Source organism: Flavobacterium sp. XS2P24 (assembly GCF_030010285.1).
GTDB classification, from domain to species: Bacteria; Bacteroidota; Bacteroidia; order Flavobacteriales; family Flavobacteriaceae; genus Flavobacterium; species Flavobacterium algoritolerans.
Map to the genome: position 1 here is coordinate 15,206 of NZ_JASCRU010000015.1, position 18,980 is coordinate 34,185.

Here is an 18,980-nt window from a genome sequence, read left to right on the forward strand (position 1 = left end):
GATTGCTCGTGTTAGTGGGTTTGCTTCGTTCCTCGCAAAGACAAACTGAACACTGAATACTAACTAAATCACTCCCATTTTTTTCATCAGGAACGTAGCGCTTCTGTTTTTACAGATTCCGTCTCGAAGTTTGTAATCAAAATGAAGTTCATTATTGATAATTTCTACTTCAAAACATTTATTAGTCAATATATTTGGGTATTCATTTGTAGTCAGGCAAACTTCAATATCGTGTGTAGCAATGGCTCCAACTGCTTTTTTACCAATCACTTTTTTAACTACTTCGATTGTTCCATTTCGTTTATCATCTGAATTGGTTCCGCGTAATATTTCATCTAGCAAAACAAAAGCGGGTCTGTCTTCCAGTTCATCCATAATTTGCTTTAAGCGTTTTATTTCTGCAAAGAAATACGATTCACTATCAGACAACGAATCCGATAATCGCATGGAAACTAAAACTAGTAACGGATGCACATTTGCTTGGCTGGCACAAACCGGTGAACCCATTCCTGACAATACCATATTGATTCCCAAACTTCTCAAAAATGTACTTTTTCCTGACATATTAGAACCCGTTAAAATCATAAATGATTGCGGTTGAAAACACACGTCATTCCCTATTCTGGTTTTTTTATTTAGTAATGGATGACTTAAATCTGTAAAATCAATTTCAAAATTCGTGTTCAATGTTGGATATACAAACTCCGGATTATTATAAGAAAGATTGGCCAAACTGTTCAACATTTCGAATTCACCGATAACTTCTAACCAATCTTCCAACGCCGCCCTATGGTCGTTTTTCCATTTAATTAAAGATTTTAAAACATGCAGATTAAAAAGAAAAGTTCCATTGAATACAACAGCGGTTACTAAATTCGAGATACTGTCCATTTTCGAAAATAAATCGGCTAATTGTTTGAAATGAACGCTGGCATTTTCTTTTTTAAAGGTTAGTTTTTGTTGCAAATCGATTAGTTTTTCCGACTGAAAAGACTCTTCTTCAATCTTCTGAAGCAACAAACTATATTGATGAATGGTTTTATCAATATTAGTAGAATTGGCAATTTCGATTTGAATTCGCTTTATAAATCGACCCAAAACGATTAAATTAAATACAAACAAATACGATAAAACAGAAGCAAAAATGATATTAGAAGTCACTAAATAGACAATCAAAACCCCAAGAAAAAGAAGTGGTGAAAAGTAAGATATAAAAATACTGATTTTGGATAAAGGCGAACTATTAAATATACTCCACTTGAGCAAAGTCTCATAACTCGATTGACTATCATTACTTATTTTGGCGAAAGCCAAAAATTCCTGACGCCAATCTATTTTTTTAGATAATTCTTTTACTGCTTTATGATTTCTGACAATTTCGTCATTTGGTAAAAGCGTTAAAAGTTGGTTTGCCAATGTTTTTTTACCAATATAAGTAGCAGTTCTATTCAGGTTTTGGAACAAAGAATGTTCTCCAAAAATATCTAAATCATACGCATACGGATGGTGAAAATCATTGAATTCCTGTCCGTTTTCGAAAGGGATTTTGTTTCTTTCCAGATAGGAAATTTCATTCTGATTGAGTTCTAATAGCGCTTTATTGACTTGCTTTCGGAAAAGTAATTTGGTGTGAATGCGCATCAAGAACACAAACAATCCAAAAAGAAGCACTGACAAAACAATGAAAATAATTTCACTGTTTTTGATGTAATAATACATAGATACCAAAAAAAAATACAATAGCCAGCAATCGTAATATGCTTATACTATTGTACTTTTTATTAATTCCATTTAATACTGCTGAAAACGCTTCTTTTTTGACTTTGTATATTTCCATAATTCATTTGAATGAATGACAAATATAGCAAATTAGATCTCGGGTGAAAGCCAATTTAATACACTAATCAACATGAATCGCTAAAATTGGAATATCAAAATTTGTCGCTATTTTTTTCGTTAGACTAGGTTTGAAAATCGCTTCAAAAAAACCTCTTTTATAGGTGAGCATCGTCAAAATATCAATCTCTTTATACATGATAAAGTCCAAAATTGTTTCTTTGACTTCATCGCTCGTTATCACAAAAAACTCTACTGGTTCATTAATAAATTCTTCTTCCCATTTAGCCACAGTATCTTTTGAAACATCAGAATCACTGGTTTTTACATAAAGACATTTCACTTTGGCTTTTGTTTTTTTAGCAATATCCAAAACCATTTTTAGTGCTTTTTTATCTTTGGTTCTAAAACGGGTTGTAAATCCGATGATTTCTATTTTTTTGAATTTTGCTTCAGCTGGTACACATAACATTGGGACATCAATTCCTGAGATTACAGCTCCCGCATTTGTGCCTACAAAAAAAGCATCCCATCCGGTAGCTCCAGAAGTACCCATTATTACAAAATCTATTTTGTCTTCTTTAATCGATCTTTTGATGTTAAAAAGTAAATCTCCATCCATAAGCCTGTGTGCCATTTTAATTTTATCCAAATGACGTTCTTCGGCTATGGCGCGCAATTTTGGGATTTCGTCCTTAAACATATCAAATTGGGACAACTCTAAAGAATCATAAATGACAGCATAATTTTCAGGGAAAAACTGGTTGTCATATATTGGCAATTCAAATGTGTGCAATAAAACGAGTTCTCCCTGAACTATTTTTGCAAATTCTAAAGCATGGACAAAAGCATTTGTGGCGACTTCAGAAAAATCTGTTGGAAATAGAATTTTTTTCATTTTATTAAGTATTAAAATGGTTCATTTACTAAAATAAATTACTGAATTATTTTTTCGATTCTTTGAATATATCAAAATTAAATTCACTCGTGAATCGCCAGAATAGGCACATTGACATGAAATGCTAATTTTTTTGAAAGACTGATTTCAAATAATTTTTGAAAGAAATTTTTATGATACACATGCATTGCAATCATATTAATTTTATGTAAATCCATGAAATTTAATATTATACCTTCAACATCATCGCCTGAAATGGAATGCAAAGCAATATTGTGGTTTTTAATTAAGTCATTCCAATCCTTCATGTAATCATTCTTATTTTCACGATGTGGCGGTTCTACACGCAAACAATCAATATGGGCCTGAAATACTTTGGCCAAAGCCATAACCCGTATAAAGGATTCAATATCTTCAGGTTTATATTCTGTAATGAAAAGTAAATTTTTTATGGGTTGGTATTTACAACGCTCAGGAATAGCTAAAACAACTGCTTTTACGTCATTCATCACTTTTGTGGCGACAGTCCCTAAAAAAGTCTCTTTTAAACCCGTCGCGCCTTTAGTACCCATTACTATAAAATCTATATTTTCATGCTTTGTAATTTTTTGGATTTCATCAATTAAATTTCCTAAAATTAAAACATGGCTAATTTTTACTTTACCTAAATTATTTTCTTCGGCAATATGCCTTAAAATGGGAACTTCATCTTTGTAGTTTTCAAAATTACTCAACTCTGTAACATCATAAATTTCATGTAAGTATTCTGAAACATTAACATAGTTCGCCTGTGGCAATTGATAAACGTGCATAGTAATAATTTCAGCATCTAAGGAATCTGCCAATTTTAATGCGTAAATAAATGCATTTTTAGATACTTCTGAAAAGTCTGTTGGAAATAGGATTTTTTTCATAATATTTACTAATTTACTGCAAATCAATAATCTATATAAATTTACGAAAGAAAAAATAAAATAATATGATAATTATCAGTTTGGCTAATTTTTAACAAAAAATAAAGTTAATGGTTTAATAAGCAGGTCTTGTTGCGTTGTCAATTTTACTTACTTTTGCATAAAATTGAATAAAAATATGATAGCTCAAGATTCCATAGTAGCACTGGCAACTCCTTCGGGAGCCGGAGCAATAGCCGTAATTCGAATTTCCGGTGAGGATGCCATTACTATTGGTGATTCTGTTTTTCGATCCATTAAAAACAAAAATTTAATAGCACAAAAAACACATACGTTGCACTTGGGTCATATTGTGGACAATACCAAAACTTTGGATGAAGTCTTGGTGTCCATTTTCAAAGGACCAAACTCCTATACTGGCGAAAACACGATTGAAATTTCCTGCCACGGTTCGACCTATATTCAACAACAAATTATTCAGTTATTACTTCGAAAAGGTTGTCGCATGGCAGATGCTGGTGAATTTACGCTACGAGCATTTTTAAATGGAAAACTCGATTTATCACAAGCAGAAGCGGTTGCCGATTTAATCTCATCAGACAATGAAGCCTCGCACCAGATTGCGATGCAGCAAATGCGTGGTGGTTTTTCTAATGAAATAGCGAAACTGAGAGAAGAACTATTGAATTTTGCGTCACTAATCGAACTCGAATTAGACTTTGCTGAAGAAGATGTAGAATTTGCCGACAGAACACAATTTCATGAATTATTAAACAGAATTGAATTTGTTCTAAAACGATTAATCGATTCGTTTGCGGTGGGAAATGTCATCAAAAATGGAATTCCAGTAGCTATTGTTGGCGAACCTAATGTAGGGAAATCTACTCTTTTGAATGCTTTATTAAATGAAGAACGTGCCATTGTTTCGGAAATTGCAGGAACTACACGTGATACTATTGAAGATGAATTAGTGATTGGCGGAATCGGATTTAGATTCATCGATACGGCTGGGATTCGGGAAACTCAAGATGTGGTAGAAAGCATTGGAATCAAAAAAACGTTCGAAAAAATAGAACAAGCTCAAGTAGTCGTTTTTCTGTTTGATAGTTCGGAGTTTAAAGTTTCAGGTTTAAAGTTGAAAGTAGAATTGGAGAAAATTAAAAATCAATTTCCATTGAAACCGCTTGTAATTATTGGTAATAAAGCCGACAAACTAGAAGACAGTGAAATCCAAAATATAAAATCTGAAATTCCCGAAATCTTACTTATTTCTGCAAAAGAAAAACTGGGCGTTGAGGATTTAAAAAATCAATTGCTATCATTTGTCAACACTGGAGCATTACGTAATAATGAAACAATTGTAACTAATACAAGACATTACGATTCATTACTGAAAGCTTTAGATGAAATACAAAAAGTAAAATACGGACTGGAAACCAACTTATCCAGCGACTTAATGGCTCTGGAAATTAAAGAAGCCTTATATCATTTTGGGATGATAACCGGGCAAGTAACCAATGATGAATTACTTGGTAATATTTTTGCTAATTTCTGCATCGGGAAGTAATTACCCAAATTTAAATGAATTAAGGAATAGTAATTTAGAAACCTTATTCGAAGCAAATGAGAAATCTTTAGAAAAAATCTTTTGACCTTAAAAAAAGATATCACAACTACTAAATATTTCTATAAAAAGGTATTAGATTGACAGAAAGAAATGAAAAATTAATATCATTCATTATTAAATGCCATCAAATCTTTACTACTACAAGCTATTTATGCGTAAATTAGCAATCCTTATTACTTTTTTATAAACTAAACATTTACTATTATGAAAACTCCAGTTCTTTTTTGTTTGATGTTTGCTTGTATAGGATTCCAAAGCTGTAAAAAAAATAAAAACGAAGAAGTCGTTAAGGCTAAACAAATCCTGGCTGAAAAACCGATAAGTGTCCAATGCTATAAAGCTTTGTATGAAAAGGATACTATAGATTTAAAAATGAACACTTTAAAAAACGGAAAAATAACCGGCGATATGGTGATAAAATTTTTTAACACGCCCCAAAAAGTTGGCAAAATTGCAGGAGAATTCAGTGGAGATACATTATTTGCCAGCTATACCTTCATTCAGGGCGATAATAAAAAAGTAACATTTAAAAACCCAATGGCATTTCTAAAACGAGGTAACCAACTTATTTTAGGTAATGGAGAAATGCAAACCACTATGGGTGCCACTTATTTTGTCAAAGGCTCTCCTATAGATTTTGAACGTGTAAAATTTAAATTCACAACTATTGATTGTATCTCTGAATGATAAAACAGATAAGGGAATTCTATGTTTTTTCTGAAACAAATAATTAAACTAAACATATAAAAGTACTCTAGAAATAGAAAAAAGTTATAATTATACTTCTATTTAGTTTAGTATACAACTTATTATGTTTATTTTACTGTACTACCAGGCTATTCAATACAAGTCCGCAGGAATAAGTCCATACTCCTTTACGGGCTTTTCTTTACTATCCTTGACAGAGAAACTGCACACCCAAACAATCTGATTACCATAAAAATCAAATGATCAACCACGAAAAAACAGTATCTTTAGTATATGAAAAAACATCACACTATTATTATAGCCGGAGCCGGTGGCATTGCCGAAGCTGTAGGCCTATTATTGATGGAATGGAGCGGAATAACTCCTAGTCTTTTTATTGGTGACAGAACCCATTCAAAAGCAAAAAAAGTTGCCCAATGGATTCAAGAAGGAACTACAAAATCGGGATTTATTAAAGATTTTCACCTTGCCGAAAAAGACCTTACGGATGAAATGATAGCAATCTTACGTCAAGGAGATATCATTCTAGACTGCTTACCGGGTAGCCAGGCACCACGAATAGCACAGTTTGCCAAAGATTATAAGCTTCATTACGCCAATCTGACGGAATATGTAGCAGAAACAGCAGAAATAATAGCTTTGGCAAAAGATGCCAATACCGGGTTTATACTCCAAACGGGGTTAGCTCCTGGTTATATCGATTTACTAGCAAATGGTCTTTTTCAACAGTTTTGTACTGACTTTGAAGTAGATAAAATTGATAAATTAGAATTTAAAGTTGGCGCACTGACCAATCATGCCGTTGCACCACATTTTTACGGATTTACTTGGAGTCCTGTGGGCGTTGCTACCGAATATATGGAAGATACCATTGTACTTAGAAACTTTATTAAAACAACCTTACCCTCTTTATCCGAAAGAAAAAACATTATAATTGATGGAATCACCTACGAAGAAGACCTGACTTCTGGAGGAGCGGCAGATTTGCCTGATGCATTATCTGGAAAGGTTTGTTCACTTGATTACAAAACCTTACGACATCCGGGACATTATGCTTGGATACAAGAGCAAATTACTAATTTAGGAAATACTGCTGACGCAATTAAAGGTTTACAAGAAAAAATGGAAGCTGTAATTCCCCATATTGAAGATGACAAAATTGTTTTGTATGCGGCCGTAGAAGGCAAAGATGCAACAGGAATTTTACGCAGACGAGAGATTGCAAAATGCATACTTCCACAAAAAGTGGGAAAACATCAATTGAGAGCCATCCAAACAACAACCGCAGCACCACTAGCGCAAGCAGCACAATTATTACTCGAAACTCCTCATGACGGAGTTATCTTGCAAAGCCAAATAGATTCAAAATCTTTTTTAAACGGTAATTATATTTTAAACGTTTACGGAAAAATATAAATGGTAAAGTATGGAAAAACAATATTCTGTTGCGATATATCCTTCGGAGGCAGTTATAGCTTTAGTTAAATCGATGAAAGAACAATTGGCCGAGGAAGTGGGCTGGTTTAACAGTAAAAATTCTGTGACTCATATTACGATTTGTGAATTCATAGCTACTGACGCTTCAATTGAAATTATCAAAAATAAACTAAACCTGTTATGTGATTCTTTTGAACCTTTTGAAGTTTACCTGAATGATTTTGATTCATATTCCAATGGCGCTTTTGTTATTACTCCCAATGAAGATTCCAAAATCAAGCTAAAAGTGATAATGAAAAAAGTTATTCAATCGCTTCGTTCCCTAAAAATGGAAAAAAGTAGTAATCCTCATATATCAATTGGCCGCAAACTTAAACCTGAAAATCTTGAAATAGCAAAACACTTATTTACGACAATAAACACTTCTTTTTTATGTGATACTATTGTTTTTCGAAAATTTGATGATACTACAAAACAGTTTGTAGTAACTGATTCCTTTAAATTCAACAACAATCCAAAAACCGAAGGTATACAGGGAACACTTTTTTAGGAAAATTAATCACTCTTCAACCAACCTGTAATACTCATTCTGGTATTTTGGGTTAGCAAAACTTCGTGAACCAGTTCATCACTTTTAAAGAAAACAGTTTTTCCTTGTGTAGGAGCAATTTTTTGATTGTTATCTGCTTGATGAATCAGCAATTCGCCACCGTCACTTTCTTGCCAATTGCTATTTAAATAACTAATCATAGAGTATTTTCGGCTGGGATTGTTTTTGAATTGATCCAAATGCTTTAAATAAAAATCACCCGATTCATACAACGAATAATGAAATTCATAACCCGTTATTCCTGCATAACAGCTTTGGTTCAGATAGATAATAAATGCTTCTATTTGCGCAAAAAATTCGTTTTCGAATGCGTTGTTGTGCTTTTTATCCAACCAATAAATAGAATCACTTCGTATCGCACCATCATAAGAAACTTTCTCAGAATTGCCAATTCCTGCTTCCATCAACAGACTTTTCTGATTCAAAACAATCAAATTTTGTTTTAGATTATTGGCCAAATTGGTACTCAAAAAATGTTCGGATATACCTACCTTATTTTCAATATAAGTAGCAATCAAAGCTTCAAAGCTATTTTCCATGTCTGTTTTATTGACTGCTTAGACGGCCAACGGGACAAGGTAGACTAATAAAAACCGTTAGAGACTGATTATGAAATAAATAAAATTATTTATTTCTAATTCATTCTTTTCATTGTAATAAATTATAAGAAAAAAGGGTTTAGAAATGAATCCAAACCCTTTTAAATACTTATAATTTACTGATGAAGCTTCCGTAAATATCCTTGAACTGATAGCCTTCGGAGAAACGGTCTTTACTCAGTTTCTTGTATTCTACCAATCCCCAAAGAATAAATTCTTTCATGAAAAATTTATCTTCTTTTTCCAATTGCGGTTGGTATTTCTTGATTAAAACTTCAAGTGGCACAATACTTCCAAGGATTCTTTCATATTCCTCATCGGAACAATCATCTAATAATTCGAAACCACTTTCAGCAAAAAACCATTCAATGATATCTGTGTAAGGTGTTTTCTCGTCTTGTTTCTCTAATTTCTCAATTTTTGGAAAATAAGCAGGGAAAAAAGTATGAATGGCATCACCTAATAAATGCTGCGCCACAGCGGCCGCTCCTTCCTGCTCTCCTTCATAAACCAATTCTACTTTACCAGTAATGGCAGGAATAATTCCCATAAAATCAGACAAACGCAAAGTAGTTTTATCCGCCCCTGACTTCAAGGCTCTTCTTTCTGCTGTGCTTAATAAATTCTCAAAAGCCGTGATACTCAATCGGGCACTCACGCCACTTTTGTTGTCAATGTATTCGCTTTCTCTTGCTTCAAAACTAATTTGTTCCAATAAATCCCTTGCCAAAGAAGGAACGTAAACCATATCATTTTGTACTACATCCAGTTTCGCTTCTTGCTCCGTAATAGTTCTCGCAATTTTTATTGTATCTGGATAATGCGTTAAGATTTGGGAACCTATTCTGTCTTTTAATGGTGTCACAATACTGCCACGATTGGTATAATCTTCGGGGTTTGCGGTGAAAACAAATTGCATGTCCAGTGGCATTCTTAATTTGAAACCACGAATTTGTATATCTCCTTCTTGCAGAATATTAAACAACGCTACTTGAATTCTCGCCTGTAAATCAGGCAATTCATTGATTACAAAAATACAACGATTGGCTCTTGGAATCATCCCAAAATGAATCACACGATCATCAGCATAAGAGAGTTTCAAATTGGCTGCTTTTATAGGATCGACGTCACCTATTAAATCCGCAACGGTTACATCTGGTGTGGCTAATTTTTCAAAAAAACGATCGCTTCGGTGCAACCAGGAAATTGGAGTTTCATCACCTTTAATCTCAATAATATCTTTAGCAAAACGCGAAATCGGTTGTAAAGGGTCGTCATTAATTTCTGAACCAGTCACAAACGGAATGTATTCATCCAATAATTCAATCATTTTGCGTGCTAATCTTGTTTTGGCTTGACCGCGAAGACCTAATAAATTGATGTTGTGACGAGACAAAATAGCTCGCTCTAATTCCGGAATTACGGTGTTTTCAAAACCGTGAACGCCTTCAAATGTTGGTTTTCCTGATTTTATTTTTTCTCTAAGATTAGAACGCAATTCATCTTTTATAGTTTTGCTTTCGTAACCTGATTTTTTTAATTCTCCGAGTGTTTTTATAGTATTCATTTATTATTTTTTATTGATATTGATATTGCAATTGACCTTTATTTTATCCGCTTCTTTCTATTGGTTTCGTAATCTTGAAAAATCATTTCGCCCAAACTTTTCAATCCGGTGTAAAACGCTTTTCCTTGATTGGCTTCTGTAAATCGATCGACAAATTGCTGTAAATACGGATCGCTGGCAATCATAAAAGTTGTTATTGGAATATGTAATTTTCTTGCTTGTTGCGCTTGGGAATAGCATTTATCGACAATATATTCGTCTAGTCCATTACTGTTCATATAATAAGAACCGTCTTTTTCGCGAACACAACTTGGTTTTCCATCGGTAATCATGAAAATTTGTTTATTCGTATTTCGTTTGCGACGCAGAATATCCATAGCCAGTTGTAAACCGGCCACGGTATTGGTGTGAAACGGCCCCACTTTCAAATACGGTAAATCCCGGATTGCGATTGTCCAGGCATCATTTCCAAAAACTAATATATCTAAAGTATCTTTTGGATAACGTGTCGTAATCAACTCAGCAAGAGCCATTGCTACTTTTTTGGCTGGTGTAATTCTATCTTCACCATACAAAATCATACTGTGACTGATGTCAATCATCAAAACCGTACTCATTTGGGATTTGAATTGGGTTTCTTCAACAACCAAATCATTTTCGGTCAACATAAAATCAGCAACTCCATTATTGATTTGGGCATTACGTAAACTTTCGGTCAAAGAAATTCGTTCCAGTCCGTCACCAAAATGAAATTCCCGAAATTCTCCCGTATGCTCATCTCCGTTCCCGGAATGTTTTGTTTTGTGATTCCCGCTTCCCGATCGTTTTAAGTTACCAAAGATGTTATCTAAAGCTTGTTGCCGAATGGCACGTTCGGTTTTGGCTGTTATGCCAATTCCAGAAGTTCCATCATCTTTGAGTTCATCGCGGATGTATCCTTTTTTCTTTAAATCTTCGATAAAATCATCAATAGTATAATGTTCATCGGTAAGTTTATATTCTTTGTCCAATTCACGCAACCAGTCGATTGCTTCATCAAAATCTCCCGAAGTATGTGTAATTAATTCTTTCAAAATCCCAAAGAGCTTATCAAACGGAGACTGAAATGGGGCTTCGTATTGCTTGAAATAAAATCCTTTTTTATTGTCATTTTTCATAGACTTTAAAATTACATCATTTTAAAATGTTGTCTATACAAACGTTTATTAATTTTTAGTTAAAAACATAAAGACAAGATGTAAACTGGATTTTATTCGAAAAGAAACTAATCAAAAAATTTTCCGTCGACATAAAACCAACTTCCGTTTTCGAGTTTGAAAGTAGAAAATTCGTGATGAATTTGTTTTTGTAGTTTGTTGTCCAAGAAATAAGCTTTGAATTCCACCGTATTTTCTGTAGCAGCGACAATTTCTAATTGAAGCCATTGATTTGAAGTTGCCCAATTCAGAATTTCAGATTTCGAATAGTATTTTCGCTCTGAAATATGGGTTGTTGCCAATAGGTAATCTGCAGCATGAGTTGCGTAAGCCGAGTAACGGGAACGCATTAATTCTAAAGCTGTTGGTGCTTTTTCAGTTCCATTAATAAATGGTTCACAACATTCATCAAAGTTTTTTTGAGAACCACAATAGCATTTTATTTTTGTCATTTTATATCAAAAACTATTAAGAGCGATACGTTACACTTGTCCGTCAAGCGCAATTATCTTTTGCTGCAATTGATTTAATAGTACCTGATACTTACTAATTTCGATTAGATCTTCATCTTCTTCTGCAAAATCCAGCAGTTCATCTAAATCTTCACTGACATCAACTAATTTATTATTAGCCTCTCTCCCATTTCTACTGGCAATCAAATCAATTATTTCCTGAACACCTTTTTTTAGATCCCCAAATTTATTGTTTCCCATCTTTAATTATTTTCTGAATCCTTAGTCTCGTTAAACTTTTTGGTAATTTGTTTTAGCTTTTCTTTGCGCAACATTTCGGCTTGTTTTACTTTGTCCTGCGCTTTATGCAACTTGTCATTGTGCTTTTTTATATTTCTTTCGTTATTTCGACCCATGTCATTTTTTTTTAAAATTATCAAATTAACTATCTAATCTAAGAACTCCTGCAAAGTTCGGGTTATTTATTGAAATTCAAATTGTTTTTAATTGGAGAGTTTAACATTTTGAAAATACTCGATTTAATTCTCTTTTGTATTGACTCTGATTATTTCTGTTTTTTTTAACAAGACATTATAATTTTTCTTAAAAATATTAGTTTTCATATAATTTTTGATGTGACAATGGATATAAACAATCACATAAGACATTTTAAAAGGCTAAAAACTAAGAATTTAACTATAATACTAAAATATTATGGTGTTCTATTATTTTTATCTATATTTATTTATCAAAAAATTAAGCTTTTTATATCCCTCCAACTAGCACAAATGGACAATAAAAAATACCCTAAATTTATCAGTTGGTTCTTAAATAAACCGAAAACTACGGGCTTCATTACGTTCTCATTTCTCAGTTATGTTGTAGGATTTCTTGTGTATCAACAATATCAACTTATAAAAGAAGATGAGCAACGGGAAATGAACAATATCCTTCATATTGTTAATCAAAATTTAGAGCAATCGCTAAAAAACTGTTACACAACCACCTTAACATTAGCATTAACCATCAATGATAAAGGTATTCCTGAAAACTTTGATTGTGTAGGCAAAAAGCTGATGGAATCAAATAATAGTATCAGTGCCGTACAATTGGTTCCAAACGGAGTGATAAAGTATATCTATCCTATGAAAGGTAATGAAGCAGCAATGGATTTAAATATCCTAACAACTCCTCATCTTAAAGAGGAAGCTTTGAAATCTGTTGCCTCTCAAAAAATGTATTTTGCCGGTCCTTTAAAACTAAAACAAGGCGGAATGGGAATTGTGGGAAGATTTCCCGTTTTTCGAAACAATATTTTTTGGGGATTTTCTGCTGTAATTATTAAATTAGAAGATTTATTGAAATCTTCAGGAATTAATACTGTTGATGATTCAAAATATTATTTTCAGTTTTCAAAGGAAAATATAGTCACCAAAAAGGAAGTTTTTTACTTGCCCAACAAAAGTGATTTTTCTAAAAAATACAATATCTCTACAATTATTCCTGATGGAGATTGGAAATTATACTTAATATCTAAACATCAGAATTATTTTTATGCCCAGATTATAATTCCTGGTATTATAGGTCTGATTTTAGCGGCGCTTTTTGGTATTTTGATTTATACTTTATTAAAAATTCCAGAAGAACTGCAGTCTCTGGTAAATATTCAAGCTACAAAACTTTTTAATTCTGAAATAAAATTTGAAGCAATTTTTGATCAGGCAGCCGTAGGAATAGCGCATATAGATTCATTTACAGGTAATTTTATTGAGATAAATAATCAATATTGTAAATTATTGGGGTATTCAGAACAAGAAATGAAAGAGAGAAATTTTCAATCGATAACACACCCAGAAGATTTAGAAGAAGATTTAATGAATTTAGAAAAACTCCGAGATGGAAAAATCAAAGAGTATTCTATGGAAAAACGATATTATACAAAAGCAGGTGCCATTATCTGGATAAATCTTACTGTATCGCCACTGTTTAAAAAAGACAAAAAAGTAACGACTCACATTTCTATAGTTGAAGATATTTCATTAAAAAAAGAAGCTCAAAAATTAATCAAAAAAAGTGAAACCCGATTCCAAAGTCTATTTGAAGATTCCCCAATCCCTTTGTGGGAAGAAGATTTCTCTGAAGTTAAAAACTATCTTCAAAAATTAAATCTTATCAATGAAAGTCCGGAGACCGTTTCTCTTTATCTAAAAATGCATCCTGATGTGGTTCATCAATGTATTGATTTAGTAAAAATCATTGATGTCAATACAATGTGTTTGAGCCTACACAAAGTCAAAACTAAAAACGAATTGATTACTGATCTTTCACAAATCATCGATAAAGATTCGATTCCCGATTTTACAAAACAACTGATCGCCATAACACAAGGTGAAAAACAATTAATTATTGATACCAAAATAAAAAATAAAGATGGCGAATATCGTGACGTAAATTTAAGATGGAATGTAATTCAGGGATATGAAAAATCACTGGAAAGAATCATAGTTTCCACAGAAGACATTACAGACCGAAAATTATCCGAAAACATAATTCTTTCATCGCAACAAAGAATTGAGTCCTTAATAAATACTATTGATGGAATCGTTTGGGAATGTGATGCTAAAACATTTGCCTTTAATTTTATAAGTCAAAAAGCCGAAAAAATATTAGGCTATACCGCAGAAGAATGGCTGTCGAGTAAAACTTTTTGGTCAGACCATATTCATCCGGAAGACAGACAGTGGACAATCGATTATTGTACTTTAAAAACAAAAGAAAATTTAAATCATGATTTTGAATATCGGATGATTGCTAAAAATGGAGCTGTTGTCTGGTTAAGAGATATTGTAAATGTAATTTCAGAAAATGACCAAGCTCTTAGTTTGCGAGGTATAATGATTGATATTACAACTACAAAAGAAGCCGAAAAAGATTTAAATGACTCTTTCAATTTAGTGACCGAGCAAAACAAAAGACTGCTTAACTTTTCCTATATAGTCTCACACAATTTAAGATCGCATACCAGTAACATCGCATCTATTATGTCCCTCATAGAATCTTCGGAATCTGAAGAAGAAAAAGATGAGATGATTCAATTATTAAAATCTGTTTCGAATTCCTTAAACGAAACCATGATTCACCTAAACGAAGTCATAAATATAAGAACCAATATTGGTCTGGTGTCAGAATCATTAAACTTACAGCAATATTTAGAGACTGTTCAAAGAGTCCTATCTGAACAAATAAGCTCAAAAGATGTTTCTATTTCTACTATCATGCCTGATGATGTCATGATAAATTATAATCCGGCATACCTTGAAAGTATCCTTTACAACATTATTTCTAACTCTATCAGATACAGTCATCCAGAACGAAAACCCACGATAATCATTAAGTGGATAACTGATGACGAAAACAAAATCCTTCAGATTTCAGACAATGGTGTTGGGATAGATCTTGTTAAGAATGCTGATAAAATTTTTGGAATGTATAAAACATTCACTAATAATGCCGATTCAAAAGGGATAGGATTATTTATTACAAAAAATCAAATTGATGCCATGGGCGGAAATATCACTGTGGAAAGTGAACCCAATATAGGAACAACATTTAAAATCTATATCCAATGACAAAAAAAGCAATCTGGGTAATCGACGATGATGCAATTTATCAAATCATAATCAATAAAATCATTCAAAGATCTGAAATGTTTTCAACCATTACTTCTTTCAAAAATGGAAAAGAAGCAATAGATGCTTTGCATGATACGGTACATAATAAACCGGATAACACTGACCTACTTCCAGACATAATCCTATTGGATATTAATATGCCAATTATGGATGGATGGGAATTCATGGAAAAAATGGGACTGCTAAAATCTAAATTCAGCAAAAATATCATCGTATATATTGTAAGTTCTTCTATTGCCACTGAGGACAAAAACAAATCAAAAACGTATTCTGATATTTTAGGTTACTTATCTAAACCAGTTACCATGAATGATTTAGAATTAATTAATTCGAATGATTAAAAGACACCTATTTGAATAAATCATTACTCACCTTTATTTCAATTCTCTTTTTATTTCTTCCAATGATTTATTGGTAAAGATTAATTCATCAATGATTTTTTTTCTTAAAATATCCAAATCATCATAATCAAAATACTTAGCCCAAGAAGTCAGCATAAATAAATTACGAACTTGCTTAATTCTTTTTGTAGTTTCAAAACTAGTTCTAAGAATGGCTTTATTATCATAATTTGGGTTCTTTTTATGCTGATAATTAACCGTTTTCTTCAGATAATTTGCCTCTAAATAATATAATTCATCGAGAGCATTATCAGGATAAAAATTAGTCCAAGGTGCAAAACCTAATTTTATTTTAGAATCGGTTTCTGGTTCTAATGGTTCTAAACGCCATTTGCTGTTCGCCAATCGTCCCCAATGATTTGACAATCGATACATTCCATCTTTAGTATAAAAATATTTACTTCCTGATTTGCTGTCATATTGAAGTTCTAATCCTTTTATGCTCTCCAAAGACGCTTCGTGAAAGACACAAAAAGTATTTTTGAATGAATTGGGGTTGGGACGAAATATTTTTTCCATTAAACAAAGGTAATCAGAAAGTCTAAAATTGAACAAGACAAGTAATATTTGATTAACTTTGCCAACTAGAATTAGTAAAAATAAATTGATTATGACCAAAGCTTCTGAAGAAAGAATGTTACAAAAAGGTGTTTACACCGGAATTATGGAAAAAGATGAGAACAACAACTTTTTTTGTGGTGAATATCTTTTAGACTATAAAATGGCACAAAAACATACTGTTGGTGATTGGATTACAATAAAATCAATAATTGAAAACCCAAGCGATATCAGTTATAACAAATATCCAAAAAAATCGAAAAACTTCGATAAAGCCAATAATAAACCTCAGCAATAATATTTTTGCATGCTACTTTTTTAAGCAAAAAATAGAAATCAAATTCTTTTTTTTGAATATTTTTTTGTCACAAACTAAAAATTTAAAAAAAAGTGTACCTTTGCAAAAAATTTGTCGATTTTGAAATCAAATTACATTGATTTAATAGTAAAAGACAAGTAGTTACCTTATTTATGAAAAAAATAGTTGAATACCGAAAACTGCTAAATGTAGATAAAACTGCAGAGCTGAAAGATTTGAAAACGATTTATCGTAACGCTATGAAAGAAGCGCATCCTGACAAATTTCAGGGCGATGAAGATGGATTGAAAGCTGCAGAAGAAAACAGTAAAAAAATCATTGAAGCATACCATTTCTTGGTAAGCATCAATCCTGAAACGATTAAACAAAATTTACCAGAATATACGGAGACGATCTCAACTTCTACCATTACAGATTATAAATTTGTTGAAGGTAGATTGATTATCAACTTTTCAAATGGTAGTGTTTACGAATACATTAGTGTGCCTAAAGCGACGTATGTAAAAATGGTAAATGCTGATTCTCCTGGAAGATTTGCAAAAAGACATATCCTAAATTCTTTTACTTGGAGAAAAACAATCAACCAAGACTAGTTTTTACAAAATCAAAAAAAACAACTAAGCATCCTTCATCAGGATGCTTTTTTTTATTTCACAACTTTGGGTTTTTTTAATTTAACTTACTTAAAAACAAATAGTTAAAATAATAAAATATACGTTTTGAATCAAAATTTAAAATAAAAGGAATCATCATTTACTTTACAAAACACCTACAAATAAAATACACGATACCTTCTAATTAAGAATGAAAAATTATAACAAAAATTTAGGTTGCAAAATAATTTGTATTTTATATTTTTTAAATACTTTTGCAACCTTAACTTAATTAACTAATTAATAATGAAAAAAATAATTTTATTACTTTCGGCTGCTGTTGTTTTAATTTCTTGTAGCAAAGTTGGCAAAGATGAATACATCATTTCGGGGACTGCAACAGGAATTGAAAATGGTAAAACAATTATCTTGGAAACACAAGATGCGAGTGGAATGATGTTACCAAAAGATACTGTAAAGGTTGAAAATGGTAAATTCGAAATGAAAGGAACCATAACAGAACCTGCTTTCTACACGATTCAATTAGAAGGAGCACAAGTAAAAATACCTTTCATATTAGAAAATGCAGAAGTAACTATCGCCATTAACAAAGACAGTATCCAAAAATCTAAAGTTTCAGGAACTTATAACAATGACGAATACGTAGCATTCAATGAAGAAATCACTAAAGTTCAAAAGAAACTTATGGATTTCCAAAATAAGAACATGAAAGCTATGGAAACTGCTCAACAAACTAAAGATACAGTTGTTATCAATAAGTTGATGCAAGAATTTTCTAAAATTCAAGAAGAAGTTGGTGTAGCTTCAAAAGCTAAATATGTAACTTATGCTGAAACACATCCTAAAGCATTCATTTCTGCTTTGATTATCCAAGGTATGTTAAATGATCCAACTGCTGATGTTGCAAAATCTGAAAAATTATACAACAGCTTAGAAGAGTCATTGAAAAAAACTAAACCAGGTATTGCTATCAAAGCTAAACTTGCTGAATTGAAAACGCCAGCTGTAGGAGCTGCTCCAGTTGCACCAGCACCAGCTGCTGAAGCTAAATGAAGAACAGATTTTTCTGGTCCTAATCCTCAAGGGAAAACAATTTCTCTGAAAGAAAATTTAGGAAAGGTTACAATCGTTGATTTTTGGGCTTCATGGTGTGGACCTTGTAGACAAGAAAATCCAAATGTTGTAGCAATTTACAAAGAGTTACACAGCAAAGGTCTTAACATAATTGGCGTATCTTTAGATAAGGATGCCAAAGCTTGGAAAGATGCTATTGCAAAAGATAAGCTAACTTGGAATCATGTTTCAAATTTAAAATTTTGGAGCGAACCAATAGCTGCTCAATATAAAGTAGAATCAATACCAGCTACTTTCATTCTGGATGCGTCCGGAAATGTAGTCGCAAAAGATTTAAGAGGTGATGCGCTTAGAGCAAAAGTTATTGAACTTCTAGCAAAATAATTGCATTTATACCTATAAAATAAAAAATCTCCCTAGTGGAGATTTTTTATTTTATTCAATACCAATGCATTAAAAATAATAGTAAAATTAAGTG

19 protein-coding genes are annotated in these 18,980 nt (G+C 32.2%); 9 read left to right on the forward strand and 10 right to left on the reverse strand.

The genetic code is table 11. The annotated features are described in order from the left end of the window. Nucleotides 1-63: 63 nt before the first annotated feature. The 3 genes from QLS31_RS10715 to QLS31_RS10725 all read right to left on the reverse strand — a co-directional run bounded on the left by QLS31_RS10715 (nucleotide 64) and on the right by QLS31_RS10725 (nucleotide 3,648). Nucleotides 64-1,719 (reverse strand): DNA mismatch repair protein, encoded by a 1,656-nt coding sequence (locus QLS31_RS10715; RefSeq protein ID WP_282743855.1) that lies wholly within the window; start codon nucleotides 1,717-1,719, stop codon nucleotides 64-66. A gap of 181 nt (nucleotides 1,720-1,900) precedes the next feature. Continuing rightward, nucleotides 1,901-2,734, reverse strand: a complete 834-nt coding sequence (locus QLS31_RS10720) for a universal stress protein (protein WP_282713355.1) — start codon at nucleotides 2,732-2,734, stop codon at nucleotides 1,901-1,903. A gap of 83 nt (nucleotides 2,735-2,817) precedes the next feature. Continuing rightward, complete coding sequence (locus QLS31_RS10725; RefSeq protein ID WP_282743856.1) at nucleotides 2,818-3,648, reverse strand: universal stress protein; 831 nt, start codon at nucleotides 3,646-3,648, stop codon at nucleotides 2,818-2,820. A gap of 178 nt (nucleotides 3,649-3,826) precedes the next feature. Here QLS31_RS10725 and mnmE point away from each other — a divergent pair, with 178 nt between their 5' ends. The 4 genes from mnmE (at nucleotide 3,827) to QLS31_RS10745 (ending at nucleotide 7,970) form a co-directional block, all read left to right on the forward strand. Beyond that, on the forward strand, nucleotides 3,827-5,215 hold the full coding sequence (gene mnmE, locus QLS31_RS10730) for a tRNA uridine-5-carboxymethylaminomethyl(34) synthesis GTPase MnmE (protein ID WP_282743857.1): 1,389 nt from the start codon (nucleotides 3,827-3,829) through the stop codon (nucleotides 5,213-5,215). A 264-nt stretch (nucleotides 5,216-5,479) separates the two neighbouring features. Next, complete coding sequence (locus QLS31_RS10735; protein WP_282743858.1) at nucleotides 5,480-5,962, forward strand: hypothetical protein; 483 nt, start codon at nucleotides 5,480-5,482, stop codon at nucleotides 5,960-5,962. Between the two features lie 294 nt (nucleotides 5,963-6,256). Then, a complete protein-coding gene (locus QLS31_RS10740) occupies nucleotides 6,257-7,399 on the forward strand; it encodes a saccharopine dehydrogenase C-terminal domain-containing protein (RefSeq protein ID WP_282743859.1) in 1,143 nt (380 codons plus the stop codon). Between the two features lie 10 nt (nucleotides 7,400-7,409). Continuing rightward, nucleotides 7,410-7,970 (forward strand): 2'-5' RNA ligase family protein, encoded by a 561-nt coding sequence (locus QLS31_RS10745; protein WP_282743860.1) that lies wholly within the window; start codon nucleotides 7,410-7,412, stop codon nucleotides 7,968-7,970. Between the two features lie 5 nt (nucleotides 7,971-7,975). On the opposite strand, the gene QLS31_RS10750 is transcribed toward QLS31_RS10745, so the two are convergent. The 6 genes from QLS31_RS10750 to QLS31_RS10775 form a co-directional block, all read right to left on the reverse strand. Beyond that, a complete protein-coding gene (locus QLS31_RS10750; RefSeq protein ID WP_099715357.1) occupies nucleotides 7,976-8,569 on the reverse strand; it encodes a 2OG-Fe(II) oxygenase family protein in 594 nt (197 codons plus the stop codon). A gap of 169 nt (nucleotides 8,570-8,738) precedes the next feature. Next, entirely contained in the window at nucleotides 8,739-10,196 is a 1,458-nt protein-coding gene (locus QLS31_RS10755; RefSeq protein WP_282743861.1) for an AAA family ATPase, read from the reverse strand. Between the two features lie 38 nt (nucleotides 10,197-10,234). Further along, nucleotides 10,235-11,353, reverse strand: coding sequence for a VWA domain-containing protein (locus tag QLS31_RS10760; protein ID WP_282743862.1), 1,119 nt, complete (start codon nucleotides 11,351-11,353; stop codon nucleotides 10,235-10,237). Nucleotides 11,354-11,460: 107 nt separating this feature from the next. Continuing rightward, the gene (locus QLS31_RS10765) at nucleotides 11,461-11,844 is read right to left on the reverse strand and encodes a YchJ family metal-binding protein (RefSeq protein ID WP_282743863.1); all 384 of its coding nucleotides are present in this window, start codon (nucleotides 11,842-11,844) and stop codon (nucleotides 11,461-11,463) included. 30 nt (nucleotides 11,845-11,874) lie between these two features. Then, nucleotides 11,875-12,105, reverse strand: a complete 231-nt coding sequence (locus QLS31_RS10770) for a hypothetical protein (RefSeq protein ID WP_282743864.1) — start codon at nucleotides 12,103-12,105, stop codon at nucleotides 11,875-11,877. A 2-nt stretch (nucleotides 12,106-12,107) separates the two neighbouring features. Then, the gene (locus QLS31_RS10775) at nucleotides 12,108-12,260 is read right to left on the reverse strand and encodes a hypothetical protein (RefSeq protein WP_099715352.1); all 153 of its coding nucleotides are present in this window, start codon (nucleotides 12,258-12,260) and stop codon (nucleotides 12,108-12,110) included. A 372-nt stretch (nucleotides 12,261-12,632) separates the two neighbouring features. Between QLS31_RS10775 and QLS31_RS10780 the strand changes: the two genes are divergently transcribed. After that, nucleotides 12,633-15,473 (forward strand): PAS domain S-box protein, encoded by a 2,841-nt coding sequence (locus QLS31_RS10780; protein ID WP_282743865.1) that lies wholly within the window; start codon nucleotides 12,633-12,635, stop codon nucleotides 15,471-15,473. Next, a complete protein-coding gene (locus QLS31_RS10785) occupies nucleotides 15,470-15,877 on the forward strand; it encodes a response regulator (protein WP_282743866.1) in 408 nt (135 codons plus the stop codon). The genes QLS31_RS10780 and QLS31_RS10785 overlap by 4 nt, the downstream gene beginning before the upstream one ends. A 33-nt stretch (nucleotides 15,878-15,910) precedes the next feature. Here the strand turns inward: QLS31_RS10785 and QLS31_RS10790 are convergent, their stop codons facing one another. Continuing rightward, the gene (locus QLS31_RS10790) at nucleotides 15,911-16,456 is read right to left on the reverse strand and encodes a hypothetical protein (RefSeq protein WP_282743867.1); all 546 of its coding nucleotides are present in this window, start codon (nucleotides 16,454-16,456) and stop codon (nucleotides 15,911-15,913) included. A 91-nt stretch (nucleotides 16,457-16,547) separates the two neighbouring features. Between QLS31_RS10790 and QLS31_RS10795 the strand changes: the two genes are divergently transcribed. The 3 genes from QLS31_RS10795 (at nucleotide 16,548) to QLS31_RS10805 (ending at nucleotide 18,481) form a co-directional block, all read left to right on the forward strand. Beyond that, a complete protein-coding gene (locus QLS31_RS10795) occupies nucleotides 16,548-16,793 on the forward strand; it encodes a hypothetical protein (protein ID WP_035672083.1) in 246 nt (81 codons plus the stop codon). 173 nt (nucleotides 16,794-16,966) lie between these two features. Further along, nucleotides 16,967-17,407, forward strand: a complete 441-nt coding sequence (locus QLS31_RS10800; protein WP_099715348.1) for a KTSC domain-containing protein — start codon at nucleotides 16,967-16,969, stop codon at nucleotides 17,405-17,407. Nucleotides 17,408-17,713: 306 nt separating this feature from the next. Next, nucleotides 17,714-18,481, forward strand: coding sequence for a DUF4369 domain-containing protein (locus QLS31_RS10805; protein ID WP_099715347.1), 768 nt, complete (start codon nucleotides 17,714-17,716; stop codon nucleotides 18,479-18,481). The last annotated feature ends 499 nt before the right edge of the window (nucleotides 18,482-18,980 follow it).

What these genes read in the sequence shown, in the direction of transcription:
- QLS31_RS10760 (WP_282743862.1), bottom strand. Translation starts at nt 11,353, where the DNA reads ATGAAAAATGACAATAAAAAAGGATTTTATTTCAAGCAATACGAAGCC.
- QLS31_RS10765 (WP_282743863.1), bottom strand. Translation starts at nt 11,844, where the DNA reads ATGACAAAAATAAAATGCTATTGTGGTTCTCAAAAAAACTTTGATGAA.
- QLS31_RS10805 (WP_099715347.1), top strand. Translation starts at nt 17,714, where the DNA reads ATGAAAAAAATAATTTTATTACTTTCGGCTGCTGTTGTTTTAATTTCT.
- QLS31_RS10800 (WP_099715348.1), top strand. Translation starts at nt 16,967, where the DNA reads ATGAAAAAAATAGTTGAATACCGAAAACTGCTAAATGTAGATAAAACT.
- QLS31_RS10725 (WP_282743856.1), bottom strand. Translation starts at nt 3,648, where the DNA reads ATGAAAAAAATCCTATTTCCAACAGACTTTTCAGAAGTATCTAAAAAT.
- QLS31_RS10790 (WP_282743867.1), bottom strand. Translation starts at nt 16,456, where the DNA reads ATGGAAAAAATATTTCGTCCCAACCCCAATTCATTCAAAAATACTTTT.
- QLS31_RS10770 (WP_282743864.1), bottom strand. Translation starts at nt 12,105, where the DNA reads ATGGGAAACAATAAATTTGGGGATCTAAAAAAAGGTGTTCAGGAAATA.
- QLS31_RS10795 (WP_035672083.1), top strand. Translation starts at nt 16,548, where the DNA reads ATGACCAAAGCTTCTGAAGAAAGAATGTTACAAAAAGGTGTTTACACC.
- QLS31_RS10745 (WP_282743860.1), top strand. Translation starts at nt 7,410, where the DNA reads ATGGAAAAACAATATTCTGTTGCGATATATCCTTCGGAGGCAGTTATA.
- mnmE (WP_282743857.1), top strand. Translation starts at nt 3,827, where the DNA reads ATGATAGCTCAAGATTCCATAGTAGCACTGGCAACTCCTTCGGGAGCC.
- QLS31_RS10720 (WP_282713355.1), bottom strand. Translation starts at nt 2,734, where the DNA reads ATGAAAAAAATTCTATTTCCAACAGATTTTTCTGAAGTCGCCACAAAT.
- QLS31_RS10755 (WP_282743861.1), bottom strand. Translation starts at nt 10,196, where the DNA reads ATGAATACTATAAAAACACTCGGAGAATTAAAAAAATCAGGTTACGAA.
- QLS31_RS10715 (WP_282743855.1), bottom strand. Translation starts at nt 1,719, where the DNA reads ATGTATTATTACATCAAAAACAGTGAAATTATTTTCATTGTTTTGTCA.
- QLS31_RS10735 (WP_282743858.1), top strand. Translation starts at nt 5,480, where the DNA reads ATGAAAACTCCAGTTCTTTTTTGTTTGATGTTTGCTTGTATAGGATTC.
- QLS31_RS10750 (WP_099715357.1), bottom strand. Translation starts at nt 8,569, where the DNA reads ATGGAAAATAGCTTTGAAGCTTTGATTGCTACTTATATTGAAAATAAG.
- QLS31_RS10780 (WP_282743865.1), top strand. Translation starts at nt 12,633, where the DNA reads ATGGACAATAAAAAATACCCTAAATTTATCAGTTGGTTCTTAAATAAA.
- QLS31_RS10775 (WP_099715352.1), bottom strand. Translation starts at nt 12,260, where the DNA reads ATGGGTCGAAATAACGAAAGAAATATAAAAAAGCACAATGACAAGTTG.
- QLS31_RS10785 (WP_282743866.1), top strand. Translation starts at nt 15,470, where the DNA reads ATGACAAAAAAAGCAATCTGGGTAATCGACGATGATGCAATTTATCAA.
- QLS31_RS10740 (WP_282743859.1), top strand. Translation starts at nt 6,257, where the DNA reads ATGAAAAAACATCACACTATTATTATAGCCGGAGCCGGTGGCATTGCC.